Below are 14,214 nucleotides of genomic sequence, written 5' to 3'. Positions count from 1 at the left end.
ACACAACGATACAAACCCACCCAGGCGAGTCTGGTGCAAAAGTTTTACCAGCTGGAAAGCGTCACCTGGATATACTCGACGCGACCTTCTTCAACGCTGTTAAACAGGGATAAAGGTGAGTCAAGTGGAGCACGTAGATCACATCCTCATCGTCGACGATGACCGCGAGATCAGAGAGCTGGTGGGGAACTATCTTCAGAAAAACGGACTGCGCACGACGGTAGTGGCGGACGGTCGCCAGATGCGGGCCTTTCTGGCGTCCACGCCGGTCGACTTGATTGTGATGGACATCATGATGCCCGGAGACGATGGGCTGGTGCTGTGTCGGGAACTGCGTGCAGGCAAGCATAAGGCCACGCCGATTCTGATGCTGACCGCGCGCAATGACGATACGGATCGAATCATCGGCCTGGAGATGGGCGCCGACGATTACCTGGTCAAGCCCTTTGTCGCCCGGGAGTTACTGGCGCGAATCAATGCCGTGCTCCGTCGCACACGCATGTTGCCGCCCAACCTGATCGTCACCGAAGCAGGCCGGCTGCTCGCATTCGGCAAATGGCGGCTGGACACCACGGCTCGACACCTGCTGGACAGCGAAGGCACCATCGTGACGTTAAGTGGCGGCGAGTATCGCTTGCTGCGCGTCTTCCTCGATCACCCCCAGCGCGTGCTGAACCGCGATCAGCTGCTCAACCTCACCCAGGGCCGGGACGCCGACCTCTTTGATCGATCGATTGACTTGCTCGTCAGCCGGCTGCGCCACCGGCTGCAGGACGATGCCCGCGATCCCGCCTACATCAAGACTGTTCGCAGCGAGGGCTATGTCTTTACCTACGCGGTGCAAGTGTCAGGAGCACAGCCATGACCATGACGCGTTGGCCGCGCACGTTGGCCTCGCGGTTGACACTGATCTTCCTGGTGAGCCTGGCGGTGGCCCATGGATTGTCATTCGGGCTGCAGTTCTATGAGCGCTACCAAAGTGCCAAGATGTTGATGCTGGACAATTTCGAACAAGACCTGACCACCTCACTGGCGATACTGGAGCGGTTGCCGGCCAATGAGCGTGAGGCATGGTTGCCGCGCCTGGAACACCCCAACTACCGATACGAACTTGATGAGGGCCAGCCGGGCACGCCAATGGACATGACCAGCGCTCCCGTCTCCGTGCGCTCCATGCAAGCCACGCTGGGCCGGGACTACCCATTGAGCTTCAGCGGTATTGCCGATGCGCGCCCTCATTATCAGGCCCACTTGCGCCTCAAGGACGGCAGCCCCCTGACGATTGATGTAAGACCCTTGGTGATGCCGCTATCACCGTGGTTACCGGCAGTTCTGGTTGCGCAACTGTTGCTGCTGTTCGTCTGCACCTGGCTCGCCGTACGCACGGTCATACGGCCACTGACGCGGCTTTCCCAGGCGGTAGACGGCCTGGATCCGAATGGCCAGGGCGAACCGCTCAAGGAGGAAGGGCCAATCGAAGTGGTCTACGCGGCCGTCGCCTTCAATACCCTGCAGGAGCGCATTGCGAACTACGTCAAGGAACGCATGCAGCTGTTGGCAGCGATTTCCCACGACCTGCAAACCCCGATCACACGGATGAAGCTTCGCGCGGAGTTCATGGACGATTCGATGGAAAAGGACAAGCTCTGCAACGACCTGGAGGAAATGCAGCACCTGGTCCAGGAAGGTGTGGCCTACGCGCGGAGCATGGCGGGTTCCGATGAGCCCAGCCGGCGCGTGGATGTCGATTCCTTTCTGGAAAGCCTGGTCTTTGACTACCTCGATACCGGCAAGCTAGTGAAGTTAAAGGCTGACGGCGGCGCAGCCATCGATACCCGCCCCCATGCGCTACGCAGGGTGTTGGTGAACCTCTTGGACAACGCTTTGAAGTTCGGATCAGAGGTGCAAATCCTCGCACAGCGCCAGCCGGACGGTGGGCTGCTGATTCAAGTGCTGGACCGTGGCCCCGGCATACCTGACCACCAATTGCCCGAAGTGCTGAAACCTTTTTATCGCGTGGAGAACTCGCGAAACCGGGAAACCGGTGGTACGGGACTGGGCCTGGCGATTTCGCAACAACTGGCAGTTAGCCTGCAAGGCTCTCTGCGCTTGGGGAACAGGGAGGGTGGCGGTCTGTGTGCGCAGTTGACACTGCCGCCGAGGCTCTCGGGTCAACACACGGTCGGCCCTAAGTAGGCGGGATGCCTTTGCACAACAGTCGGCCACGAATCCAGCGTCGTCCAATCAATGCCTTTTTCCAGTTCAAATCGACAGACAGGCCCGCGAATCAATAGCTGCGTCTGGATGGCCTGCTCAACGGCGGCGGTATATCCCCACGGAACCGTGTCCAAGTCCCGTAGTAGAGCCGCTAACAGGTCCTGATCAAGACGGTCGCCGAACCGAGCGACCAAAAAATGTTTAGCGCGGCGAAACCGAACTCCAGTGCCGACCAGTTGCTCAGCCAGAGCCGATACACCACGGCCCGCCACAGCAATTTCGGGGGCATGTCGCACGATCATCCCCGGCATTCCCGACAGTGTTGACGATCTCACCGCCACGATTTGCCGGAGGTCATCCGCCAGGTCCGAGCGTTTGAACAGGCAGGCCGCGATCAGGTCATCGCCGATATTGAACACGACCCGCCTGGCGAGCTCCGAAAGTGCCTTGCCTGGCCACTTGGCCGCCAGGAAAAGACTGGCCTGCCGAAGCGACTCATAGCGTTCATACCACCGCCCATCGTTCTTGGCCTCCACATTCAGCCAACGTGCATACCCGTCAATTAAGCCCCGGCAGTAATCGAACCCCCTGCGCTGACAACGTAAGAGCAGACCACGAACGACCCGGCTCTGCGCAATAGCGGCGACCGTCGACGACATCGGCAGGGCATGCAAGGCAACGTACTGTGACGCGTCTTCAAGCACCGCCCGATGCCTTATCAGCGTGGTGAGTATCGCCTCCCATTCCAACCCGTCGAAATGTTCGGCGAAAGCGTCGACGGCTTCGTTGGCGACATACGAGAAATCGTAAGAGGCGTCGAATAGCAAACGCGTGGCGACCACAAAGTGCCATAAATGCTCGTAATTCCAGGGACCTGATCCTTGCGCATTGAGGCGGATGAACAGCGTCCAGGTACCCAGCACTTGCTCGCGCCGGATCGTCATTGTTGGGAACATCGAACTGCGGAATCGATCCAGGAATATTTCAAACGCCAGGATCCTCGCGATTTCGCCATCGGGGCAATCAGGCGGCTCCGTCCACTCTACCGAGATCTGCCTTGGCGTGAACACGTAGCTCGCCTTGTGCGTTCCCATCGGAATCTGGATCTCGAGCAACTCTCGCTCGAAACGCAGAACCTTCGTCGAGCGACTACTAAACGTCGAGCAAAAGTGCTCGAGCGCTTGTACGCGTCGTGGTAGCCCCAGCGTATCAAGCCGTAGTCCCGCTAGAGCGTATTGGTGGAGCAGATTGTGTAGAACATGCGGATTTTCGTATCGCTGCGCGGTCTCGCGGGAAACCACAATGGCGTCAAACTCGAACTGCCAGTTACGGTCCTGTATCTCGAATGACTCAGGGATCGCCTCATCAGTCCACTGACGCAGCCAAGTTTGAAAGCACTTAAGCACCACGGCATCGCGCTCAGACAGCGATCCGATGCTCAGGAATTCGATCCAGCATTGCATCACGTTGAGGTAGCGGCGGTAGCTGCTGTCGTCGCCCTCCTCCACCGCGCGCCCGAGTAGCCCTTTTAATGAGGCGTCGTACGTTTCGACCAGCGATCCTCTGATCTGCTCGGCGACGTTTTCCAGACCTGCCTTGTGCAGCGCGCCCCGGAGTGTGAAATAAGTATCGTTGAGTTGCTGAGGAAGCCTTGTCGTCGCATCGCCACCCGACACAATGCCTCTAAACAACGCGACTGACTGCCGGAATGCGTCCACCGGTTCAACGACAGTAGGATTATCGAGCGCCTGCCGCATAAGCAGGATTGCACTTGCGATCGGCAACTCCAATGAATGTATGGATATCATCGTGTCGGCAAACAAGCCGTCTTCAAGAGCGTGCGCCAATGCGTCGAGGTAAGAGACGGCGTCTTCCAACACATAAACCGGCAGTCGCGCGCACTCCGTCCTGACGAAGGATACGCTTTCAAGAACCAACACGGCGTTGTCGCGTCGAAGCGCCTTCAATTGCACGGTTGCCGAATCGAGCAGACGGCACAACGTTTGCGGCGGTACCCAGGACGCCGCCACCTCACAGTCGAGCAGTGCCATGACGATTCGAAGGTCACCACTCGCGACCAACGTGCGTGTCACAGACGACAGCGCGTACAGTGTGCGCAGTTCGCGCGGCGGCGCATCCTGTGACACTTGGACGGCACGTTGGTAGTCTCTCGCAAATTCAGTCAGTGCACAGCATTCGCCGACATACCCTGGGTGCTTTGACCGCCCGATTGCCGCGAGCAAAGAGGGTGACTCCACTACGCCATCGGCGCGGTGCATCCACCTCGCCGGCATCGGCTGTTCGCTACGTGCGAACAGCTGCTCCTTGACTTCACGCGCGACCGGCAGGCGACGCAACTGGGCGAGGACATCGATGCAGTCTCGCGTCAGCTCGCCGCCAGGTACCAGCACTTCATCGGTGAAGATAAGGGCACAGTCGTCAGGCAACACCAACTCTCGGCGTAGCTCACTCTGAATTGATCGCAGCATCGTCCAGTCGCCGAGAATGCAGGCGCCGCGATCAAATACAACGCAGTCGGCTCCGGCTGGCATGCGTCGTGTGTCCATCCTGACGCACGTAATCCCCTGCTGGCGGAACATGATACCTGCGTGTTCCTCCGCACTGCCTTCGTCGACTATCACCACCGCCACATCGGCCTGCTCCCCTGGACTGAGCGCAAGATACCGACGCCAAGCGCTCATAAGATTCGGTGCCACCAGTGCGCGGCCCGAGGATTGGGCACCCAGCGTTAACAAGCTTGCTTCCACGACATCGTAGCGCCCGATCAACGCTTCACGGCATACATCGGTCAACACATAACGATCGCGAAATGCATCGTCAGCATACGCCGGCCGCGCCTGCAGCAGATGCATCCGTAGCACCGTCGTCTCGCGCAGATGGCGGCCGCGCCATAGCCTGAGGTTTGAGCAGGCCGGACGCAGGACCAAGGCCGTCGCCAGCGAGCCGGTATTCTGAGCGCTGGCAAAACCGAAACCCATCGTATGCGCGACGTTCATCAGTTGTGGATTTCTCGGCATGACGGTGGTCACGGACACAAAACCAAGCGTCGTCTCAAGGCCCCATTCGCAATCGATCGCTATGAAGTCAAACGTCTGCATCAGCTCGTTACATACCGCCTCCATGTGATCGAGAACTGCCGTGTCCAGATACGGCGAATGATCGTGACCGACATCGCCGCAGACACCAATCTTCAGCAGCGGCTGCACAAAGCATGGAATAGCCCCGACATGATCGTCACGCTCCGAGAGCGCAAGCTGGCGTCGTGCATGCTCGGTCAATCCACTCATGGCCACAGCGGCAATGCACTGTATCAACGCTTGTGGCTCGGGACATATCAGGCTTTCGTAGCCGCCGGCATTGACGTGATTCGCCAGGTCCTCGTTACCTGCGCTACGCACGATCCAGGGCGCGGGGCCACAAACGTCCTCCACGCTGCGCATCAACTGCGGAAAAGCCTTCTCAAAAGCGGCCGCGTAAATTGATACCGCGTCATCCGCCTGTGCCAGGTTGCCCGGCACTGCGGTCGGCAATGGGGCGATCGGAAAGACGGGCAGGACAAGATTCCCCAGGGCTTCCATCCTCCGAATGCGCAGCAGTCGATCCACCTTGGGTGCGTGGATCGGTTCTTCGTGTGTAGGCATGGTTTAGTACTCAAAGAACATTTAAAACACTAGAGCCTTGAGGTTACTGTGCAGGCAATAGCTGGACACACTACATTGGATACCCAACCAACTAATGATTATGGTGCAAATATAAAGACTCCTACAAAAATATAGGAAATATATTACGCCGCCATCCTACATAAAGTAAAACTTGCCATTCTCCAGCTAGATCTCTCTGCCTAGTTAATTTAACTTTTACCAAATAGTGTTATTTTTCAAACCAAATATCATCATAAAATGGCTACGCTCATGACTCCTTACTTCATTCGCCAACTCATCATTCACACGATCTGCAATGTTACCGGCGCGGCCCCTATAGAGGTTACGGCCCTCGACTGGGTTGAATTGAATACACGCGACTGGGAGCAGGTCTTCAGTCGGCTCGAAGCAACGCTCGACATCCAGACCGGTATGTTGACCTCGATCGAACGATCGTTCTCCATCGAGAAGTTAATGCATATGCTGCACGCAAGGGTTACACATAACATCGTCATCTGACCGTCTTGCCATAGCACACCGCTCCGTCGCGAGCCCGGGCGCCCGGTGATCACCCCTTGTTCTTAGCCTCCGCCAGCAACTGCTGGATCACTTTTTCCTGAGTGTCATAGCTGCCTTCGCCGAAGTGGGTGTAGCGGATCTTGCCTTCGGCGTCGACGAGGTAGTGTGCGGGCCAGTACTGATTGTCGAATGCGCGCCAGATCGCATAGTTGTTGTCGATCGCGATCGGGTAGTTGAGGTCCAGCTTCGCTACGTTTTTGCGCACGTTGTCTATCACCCTTTCAAAGGGATACTCCGGGGTGTGCACGCCGATGACAACCAGCCCCTCCTTCTCGTATTTGCGTGCCCACTCGTTCACATACGGAATGCTGCGCTGGCAATTGATGCAGTCGAACGTCCAGAAGTCCACCAGCACCACTTTGCCCCGCAAGGCCTCCTTGCTCAGTTCGGGTGAATTCAGCCACTGGACAGCACCCGACAGGGACGGCATTTCACCCTTCGCACTCACGTCAGGTGTGGTCGCGGCCTTGACGCTGTCCACCAGGTAATCAATGGTTTTGGGCACGCCGCTCAGCAGCGACTGCTCCAGCCTGGCAGCGCCCTGGGATGAAGTGCCGGCAAGCAGTTGGCTTTGCGAGCCACTGGCGATCACCCCCGCAACCACCAGCGCGGCCAAACCAGTGCCGCGCCGCAGCCAGGCGATCACGGGCAGTGACAACTTCAACCGAGACACCAGGCCTCGGCCCGCGAAGATCAGCACGCCCAACGAGACGGCACTGCCCAAGCCGTAGGCCAACAGCAGCAGGCTGGTGTGCGCGCTCGGGCCTTGAAGCATTGCGCCGGTCAGGATGATCCCGAGGATGGGCCCCGCGCACGGTGCCCAGAGCAAGCCGGTTGCGACCCCGATCAGCAGCGATGCGCCGGGCCCCGACAATCTGCGCGTGGCGGGATCGAGGCGATTACCCAGTGCCGTCAACGGCCGCATCAATCCATTACCGACCTTGGCGGAAAGCAACGACAAGGCGAACACTACCAGCACCACAAGGGCGAGCTGGCGACCGATACCGTTGGCCGTCACTACCCAGTCACTGCTGACCACGGCGAGGCTGGACACGAGGGCAAAGGTCAGCGCCAGGCCGAGCAGTGTCCACACCACCGACGCTGACGAGCGATCGGCACGGGCGAATAAAAAGGGCACGACGGGAAGAATGCACGGGCTGAGTACCGTGACGATGCCGCCGAGAAAGGCGATCAAGAACATGGCGCTACCTGCTCAATTGGCCGAGGGGGTGTCCCTCGCTGGAGCCAATTGAATCGCCTGCAAGTATCGCGGATGTGTCGGTAAAGCGGTCTATTGAATCCGCAAGTATCCGCAGGGCCTGTAGATACAGTGCGATACGGAACTGCTAGCGCCCACTCAGCACGCCATAGATCTCAGCAACCACCTGCGCCGTGGCGTCCTCGATCGATCCTTCGTTACGGCATAGCACCCAACCGTGATCGGCAACCGCTTGCTCGAACCCCAGCGTGCAGGCCACCTGTTCTTCCAGGGAGTGCAGCACCGTACTGCCCAGCCCACGTGTTCGTGCTGCCGCCCTCGCCCATGACGTTTCAGCGTCAGTGACTACCCCGACATGCAGATCTGGCACCTGCACGCCATGCTCCATGTTCATCTTTAGGATCTCTGCGAACGGAATCAGGCGCCGAAACGCCGCGTCAGACGGGTACCAGCGGTCAATCAGGATGATGCTGTCAGAAGGCTGTTTGGGCAGTACATGCCGGGAAATCCAGCCACGGCTATCAGCAAATCGCTCACACACCGCCAACTCCAGTGCCGGGCTGGGATGCCTGACGAGCTGGTTGACCAGCGCCATGGTTTCACCCCGATGGGGATCGCTCTTTTTTTCGCACAGTCGGATCACCTTTTTGCCGTCTGCCCTCAATGCTGAGGTAACAGCCTCCAGCAGCGTGGTCTTGCCGGTGCCCTTGGGCCCGTCCAGCGAAATGAACAGCGGGCGACTCATTTGACCTGCTCCCAGGGTGTGAATGATCCTGGCCCTGTGGCAATCAATCGATCGGACCGATATTGATCGTGCGATCAGCGCCCAGCCCCTCGACCTTGGCGAGGATTTCGCTGGGCGTGTCCGCGGAAAACGTCAGCACATAGCCCATGCCGCTGCCGTCTTCTTCCACCGAAGCCACCCACAACTCGACTTCATCGGCGGCCAGGCCTATGGCATCACCGATCGAACGGTTGCGCGCTTCTGAATCGGTGTCGCCCGCTGGGTAATCAATCATGGGTAAACCTCCTCGCGTCTGTGTGATCGTTGTTATCACCATAGACGCACGAGGCAGCGCAGGGTTCGTTTTCTTGTCTCACACACGCACACCCGCCGCTCGTCACCCCTACCCTGTTTTTTTTAAACTCTTGGATTTCGGCTTATCAAACTAGGTGTGGACGCTTCAACCATGACTGACAATTGGAGGACTCATGAACCACGCCACCCCGGATTTGCCATGCGCCTGCCCAGGCTGCAGTTGCCAGGTGACCGATGCCGCGCGCTATCAACGCGACGGTAAAGCCTATTGCAGCCAGGCCTGCGCCGACCTGCACCCACGCGGTCAGGCATGCCCCAGTGCCGAATGCCATTGCGAGTCGCATGTAAAGGTGCAGGACCGCGCTGTCAGCGATAGCCAGCTTGACGAGGCCATCGAAGAAACCTTCCCGGCGAGCGATCCCATTTCACCCTGATCATGCAATCCACATTGGGGCGTTGCTCCCTCAACTGAACCGAATATCCAACGCACGCAGGTAGGTTTGCAGCCCCGCGTCCTGGATCGGGATGAGGAACGCCTCGGTGTCGGATTCATTGAAGTGCGCATGCCAATACCCAGGCGGCGTCACGAACGCCAGGCCGGGCGACCAGTCGACTCGTACCGGATTGCGGATTTGCCCGTCCGTGTCCAGCTCGGTGCCGACCAGGGAGTAGCAGCCTGGCGGGCAGTCAATGATGAAATCCAGGGCAATCGACTGGTGCCGGTGGGGCTTTTGCACCGACCCGGCCGGCAGAATGCCGTACATCGCCCACAGTACGTGGGTAACAGTGCGCGTTTGGGGAAAGTTGCGGTTGCCCAGCAGGATACTGATGCGGCTGCGGTCCTGGGCACGCGGATCATCCGCCGCCTCGCGCAGCTTGGCGTTGGCCAGCGCTGCGGGGTACAGCGTTGGTGTGAAGCGATCTGCACTGGGTACCACCCCGAGGTAGCGCAGCAACGGTTCATCGTGCACGTAGTAAAGGCGTGCATCCGCGCTGGCACTGAAGTGCGCCGCCTGCAAACCCGGCAGCGCGATAAAGCAGCCTTTGGACCATTGGATCTCATGCTCGGCCTGCACCACGCGGCCCTCCCCGGCGATCACGTAGAAAACCTGGGAGGTCGCGTTGGGTTGCACGGTCAGCGTGTCGCCACGGTTGAGTCGCATAAAGTTGGCGCACAATCCGGGACCTGTGGCCGGGCCTTCGCAGCCCAGGGCGTCGCTGAGGTCCAGCGGCACGACGCGTGAAGGGCCGCTGTCATACAGCGCGGCAGGAAAACTGTGGTAGGGAATGCGCGGTATGAGATTGGCACTGATGGGGTTGGCAGCCTTGCTGTACTCGAAGTACTCGGCGTCCACTTGGTGGGGATCGGACAATGCGCGGCTGAATTCACGGTTCATCAGGCTCACCTCAGTCTTCGGCTGGTTTGCACAGCGCCGTTGAGTGCGCTGTGGGGGTGAGTGAACTATAGGCATAGCACGCCGGCGGATGCATCCCTTGATCCGCACGGCAGTCAGGTCAAACGATGGCAGCGGCTTAACGCCGTGCAAACTGCGGAATTTCCAGCCCCAGGCGCTCGCGTAACGTACTCCCTTCATACGCGGTCCGGTAAACACCGCGTTCCTGCAGCAACGGTATGACTTCTCGGGTAAAGCGAGTGAACTGCTCCGGGTGCCCGATGTAGATGTTGAAACCATCCACGGCGCGGGCGTGCAGCCAATCCGCCATTTTTTGCGCCACCGTGTCAGCCGTGCCGGTGAAGGCTCCCGGACGCAGTTGGCGGCCAAATTCTACGGCCTGGCGCAGGCTGAAACCTTTCTCGCGGGCCTGATCGGCGATGCGTTTGGCCGCAGTGAAAAAGCTGCTGCGCGCAGCCTCCAGGCTTTCTTGAGGGAATGGCGCATCCAGGTCGTACTGGCTGAAGTCATGCCAGCCGAAATTACGCCCGAATTCTTTCAGCGCAAGCTCGAAACTATGGTCGACCTGATGATAATGCTGCTCGATTTCGCGGGCGTGGGCATCGGTGTCGCCCACATAGATTTCCGCGCCGGGCATGATCAATAACTGCTCCGGATCGCGCCCGCGTTGCAGCGCCCTGTCTTTTATATTCCGGTAAAACGCCTGGCCCTGCTCGATGCTGGCGGCATGGGTGAAGATGACGTCGGCGGTGGCGGCGCCCAGGTCGCGGCCTTGTTCGGAATCCCCGGCCTGGAAGATCACCGGCTGCCCCTGGGGTGAGCGCTGGATGTTCAGCGGGCCGACCACCGCAAAGTGCTCGCCCTGATGATTCAGGCTATGCAGTTTGCTCGGGTCGAGAAACTGGCCGGTGGCGCGGTCGCGCACGAAGGCGTCGTCCTCATAGGAGTTCCACAGCCCCTGCACCACCTGGACGTGTTCGGCGGCGCGGCTGTAACGCGTGGTGTAGTCATAATGCTCATCAAGGCTGTAATTGCCGGCGGTACCGGCATCGCCGCTGGTCACCACGTTCCAGCCGGCGCGGCCCTTGCTGATCAGATCCAGGGAAGCCAGGCGCCGCGCAACGTTATACGGCGCGTTGTAGGAGGTGGTCAGCGTACCGACCAGGCCGATATGCCGCGTGCTCACGGCCAGCGCCGACAACAGCGTCAGCGGTTCCAGGCGATTGAGGTAATGGGAAGGCGAGCCCGGGGTGATGAACTGGCTGTCGACGATAAAGATCAAGTCGAACAACGCCGCCTCGGCCTGGCGCGCGATATCGATGTACCAGTCGATGTTCACGCTGGCGTCGGCCGGCAATTGCGGGTCGAGCCACAAATTGTGGCGACCCGGCCCACCGCAACCCATGGTCAAGGCGCCCAGTTTGAGCTGTCGTTTGGTCATGTCAGAGAGATTCCTAGGTGTATTCAGGGCTGTGCCTGGGCGACGGCGGGCTGCAGGGCCGCGGCGAATGACGGGTCGAACAGGCTGGCGGCCGGGTAAGCCTTGATCAGGCCTTCGCTGGCGAAGAAGTCCACGGTCTTTTGCGCCTCGACCGGTGCCTGGGCAGTCAGCGGTTCGACCGTGGTGCGTGCCCTGGCAAACCAGGCGCGGGCGATTTCAGCGTCGGCGCGGGTGCGTTTGGCCCATGCGTCAGCGTAGGCGTTGGTGTTGGCCGGGCTCTGGCGTGCCCAGTCACGGGCTTTTTTCAGGCGCTGGAGAAAGTCGTTGATGGGCGCGCGTTTGTCGTCGACCGCCGCGGCGTTGGCGGCGATAAAACTCTGGGCGGGAATCAACCCCTCGGCCGTCGCGAGTACCCGTGCACCTTGGCGTTCCTGCTGGGTCACATAAGGCTCCCAGGTGGCGATGACATCGACCGAGCCGCCTTCCAGCGCATGGGACGCATCCAGTGCGCTGAGGTAACGCAACTGCAGCGCGTCGCGGGCAACGCCGGCGTTATCCAGTGCGCTCAGCAGCAGTTGCTGGCTCCAGGAACCTTTCCAGATGGCTGCACGTTTGCCCGCCAGGTCCGCCAGGCTGTGGATCGACGAGTCCTGCTTGACCAGAATCGCCACGCCCGCCAGGTTTTGCCGGCTGACGGCGATCACCTTGATCGGCGCGCCCAATGCGCCCAGGAACAACACCGGCGCGTCGCCGAGCAGGCCGATATCCAGGCTGCCGACGTTGAGCGCTTCGGCCACCGGCGATCCGGCCGTGAATTGCTTCCATTCAAGGGTGTAGGGAAGATCCTCAAGCACCCCCGCCGCTTCCATCGCGGCTTGGGCGTTATAGCTTTGATCGCCCACTACCAGCGTTTGCGCATGGGCGGTGAGACAGATCAATGCGGCGGCCATGCCGGTCGCCAGTTTTGACAGGTAACGCACGTTCGTCTCCAGATGCCATGGGAGGCACGTCAAGTCGGTCCGCGCGTGCGGTCTCGGCGATAGTCGTAAGGGCATTACGATGAGGTTATAAGAAAGACATGTAAAATATTTATATTGCATAACGTAATTCACTAAAAATGCACATATTGCATTTTATTGGCGCGTCGCCGCGCAAGACGCCCCTTGCGCATTCAAACGTCATCAACCCCTGCCCGTCTGCGTGGTAATCTCACGCCACCACGAATAGACATTGATCGTCACTTGACGATGACCAAAGCCAGGAAAGACCATGCCCAAGATTTCTCACTCAGCGCTGCGCCGCAACTTCCGCGAACTGCTTGCCACGCCCATCTGTGTTGAAACCGCCTCGGTTTTCGACCCCATGTCTGCCCGAATCGCGGCCGACCTGGGTTTTGAGGTGGGTATTCTCGGCGGCTCCGTCGCCTCCCTGCAGGTACTGGCGGCACCTGATTTCGCGTTGATTACCCTGAGTGAGTTCGTCGAACAGGCCACCCGCATCGGCCGCGTCGCGCAGTTGCCGTTCATTGCAGACGCCGACCACGGCTACGGCAATGCCCTGAACGTGATGCGTACGGTTGAAGAGCTGGAACGCGCTGGCGTCGCGGCGCTGACCATTGAAGACACCCTGCTGCCTGCGCAATTCGGGCGTAAATCCACCGACCTGATCTCTGTCGAAGAAGGCATCGGCAAGGTCAAGGCGGCTCTGGAAGCGCGTGTCGATCCTGAACTGTCGATCATCGCGCGCACCAACGCCGGCGTATTGCCCACCGAAGACGTGATTGCGCGCACCCAGGCCTATGAAAAGGCCGGTGCCGATGGGATCTGCATGGTCGGCGTCAAAGACTTCGACCACCTGGAGAAAATCGCCGAAAACCTCACGGTGCCGCTGATGCTGGTGACCTACGGCAACCCGCAGCTGCACGACAGCAAGCGCCTGGCGAGCCTGGGCGTGCGCATCGTGGTGGCTGGGCATGGCGCCTACTTCGCCGCGATCAAGGCCACTTACGACAGCCTGCGCGCGCAACGGCAGTTGACCCACAGCACATCGAACCTCAGCGCGACCGAGCTGACCCACACCTACACATTGCCGGAGAGCTATGTGGCGTGGGCTGAGGAGTTCATGGACGTGAAAGAGTAAACCCCTGGTTTGCCCCAGGTGATTTTTTCAGGGACCATGGCGCCTTTTCGTTCCTGCCAACACGAGGCGCCCATGGCCAACCACGACCTGACCTTCACACCCGACCCGGATGCCGATTCGATCTCCTCCGACGTGATCGGCTTCAACGGCATCCTGGTCTCCACCCAGATTCCAACCCGCGCCGACGGCAGCCTGGAGCTGGGCGATATCACGCTGCAAAGCGAATGCACCCTGCAAGCGCTGAAAGTCGCGCTGGAAAAAGCCGGCAGCTCCATGGACCGGGTCATGCACCTGACCATCTACCTGACCGACATGGCCGACCGCGCCGCGTTCAACGAAGTCTACAAACGCTTTTTCGCCAAGCCATGGCCGGTACGGGCTGCGGTGGGTGTTGCCGCGTTGGCTGTAGAAGGTATGCGTGTTGAGGTAACGGCAATGGCTGCCAAGGCCTGACTCGGTCAACATTGTTGGAGGGAGTGTCAGCAAGTGCATGTGTGGCTGAC

13 protein-coding genes are annotated in these 14,214 nt (G+C 59.7%); 6 read left to right on the top strand and 7 right to left on the bottom strand.

Translation table 11 applies throughout. The features are described 5' to 3' along the window. The first annotated feature begins 124 nt into the window (after positions 1-124). Together C4J85_RS13900 and C4J85_RS13895 are read left to right on the top strand one after the other, a co-directional pair. The gene (locus C4J85_RS13900; RefSeq protein ID WP_124370718.1) at positions 125-865 is read left to right on the top strand and encodes a response regulator; all 741 of its coding nucleotides are present in this window, start codon (positions 125-127) and stop codon (positions 863-865) included. Next, positions 862-2,196: an ATP-binding protein gene (locus C4J85_RS13895; protein WP_124409932.1), complete on the top strand. Its 1,335-nt coding sequence runs from the start codon at positions 862-864 to the stop codon at positions 2,194-2,196. Before C4J85_RS13900 ends, C4J85_RS13895 begins: the two co-directional genes overlap by 4 nt. Here the strand turns inward: C4J85_RS13895 and C4J85_RS13890 are convergent. Continuing rightward, positions 2,172-5,879 (bottom strand): hypothetical protein, encoded by a 3,708-nt coding sequence (locus C4J85_RS13890; protein ID WP_124409931.1) that lies wholly within the window; start codon positions 5,877-5,879, stop codon positions 2,172-2,174. The genes C4J85_RS13895 and C4J85_RS13890 overlap by 25 nt on opposite strands. Positions 5,880-6,149: 270 nt before the next feature. Here C4J85_RS13890 and C4J85_RS13885 point away from each other — a divergent pair, with 270 nt between their 5' ends. Continuing rightward, on the top strand, positions 6,150-6,398 hold the full coding sequence (locus C4J85_RS13885) for a DUF6137 domain-containing protein (protein ID WP_124409930.1): 249 nt from the start codon (positions 6,150-6,152) through the stop codon (positions 6,396-6,398). A 49-nt stretch (positions 6,399-6,447) separates the two neighbouring features. On the opposite strand, the gene C4J85_RS13880 is transcribed toward C4J85_RS13885, so the two are convergent. The 3 genes from C4J85_RS13880 to C4J85_RS13870 all read right to left on the bottom strand — a co-directional run bounded on the left by C4J85_RS13880 (position 6,448) and on the right by C4J85_RS13870 (position 8,696). Next, complete coding sequence (locus C4J85_RS13880) at positions 6,448-7,659, bottom strand: cytochrome c biogenesis protein DipZ (RefSeq protein ID WP_124409929.1); 1,212 nt, start codon at positions 7,657-7,659, stop codon at positions 6,448-6,450. Positions 7,660-7,804: 145 nt separating this feature from the next. Then, positions 7,805-8,422 carry a dTMP kinase gene (locus tag C4J85_RS13875; RefSeq protein ID WP_124409928.1) on the bottom strand — a complete coding sequence of 206 codons (618 nt, stop codon included), beginning with the start codon at positions 8,420-8,422 and terminating at the stop codon, positions 7,805-7,807. Positions 8,423-8,465: 43 nt separating this feature from the next. Continuing rightward, on the bottom strand, positions 8,466-8,696 hold the full coding sequence (locus C4J85_RS13870; RefSeq protein ID WP_124409927.1) for a DUF317 domain-containing protein: 231 nt from the start codon (positions 8,694-8,696) through the stop codon (positions 8,466-8,468). 193 nt (positions 8,697-8,889) lie between these two features. On the opposite strand from C4J85_RS13870, the gene C4J85_RS13865 reads away from it, so the two are divergent. Beyond that, positions 8,890-9,150, top strand: coding sequence for a metallothionein (locus C4J85_RS13865; protein ID WP_177412827.1), 261 nt, complete (start codon positions 8,890-8,892; stop codon positions 9,148-9,150). 30 nt (positions 9,151-9,180) lie between these two features. On the opposite strand, the gene C4J85_RS13860 is transcribed toward C4J85_RS13865, so the two are convergent. The 3 genes from C4J85_RS13860 to C4J85_RS13850 all read right to left on the bottom strand — a co-directional run bounded on the left by C4J85_RS13860 (position 9,181) and on the right by C4J85_RS13850 (position 12,552). Beyond that, entirely contained in the window at positions 9,181-10,113 is a 933-nt protein-coding gene (locus C4J85_RS13860) for a cupin (RefSeq protein ID WP_124367057.1), read from the bottom strand. A gap of 136 nt (positions 10,114-10,249) precedes the next feature. After that, positions 10,250-11,572 (bottom strand): LLM class flavin-dependent oxidoreductase, encoded by a 1,323-nt coding sequence (locus C4J85_RS13855; RefSeq protein ID WP_124409926.1) that lies wholly within the window; start codon positions 11,570-11,572, stop codon positions 10,250-10,252. Between the two features lie 23 nt (positions 11,573-11,595). After that, complete coding sequence (locus tag C4J85_RS13850) at positions 11,596-12,552, bottom strand: ABC transporter substrate-binding protein (protein WP_124409925.1); 957 nt, start codon at positions 12,550-12,552, stop codon at positions 11,596-11,598. A gap of 289 nt (positions 12,553-12,841) precedes the next feature. Here C4J85_RS13850 and C4J85_RS13845 point away from each other — a divergent pair, with 289 nt between their 5' ends. Beyond that, complete coding sequence (locus tag C4J85_RS13845; RefSeq protein ID WP_124409924.1) at positions 12,842-13,711, top strand: oxaloacetate decarboxylase; 870 nt, start codon at positions 12,842-12,844, stop codon at positions 13,709-13,711. Positions 13,712-13,783: 72 nt separating this feature from the next. Further along, positions 13,784-14,164 carry a RidA family protein gene (locus tag C4J85_RS13840; RefSeq protein WP_124362863.1) on the top strand — a complete coding sequence of 127 codons (381 nt, stop codon included), beginning with the start codon at positions 13,784-13,786 and terminating at the stop codon, positions 14,162-14,164. Positions 14,165-14,214 lie beyond the last annotated feature (50 nt).

It is taken from the genome of Pseudomonas sp. R4-34-07 (assembly GCF_003852375.1).
Classification (GTDB): Bacteria; Pseudomonadota; Gammaproteobacteria; order Pseudomonadales; family Pseudomonadaceae; genus Aquipseudomonas.
The sequence above is the reverse complement of the archived record's forward strand: the minus strand, read 5'-3'. Positions and strand labels throughout refer to the sequence as shown.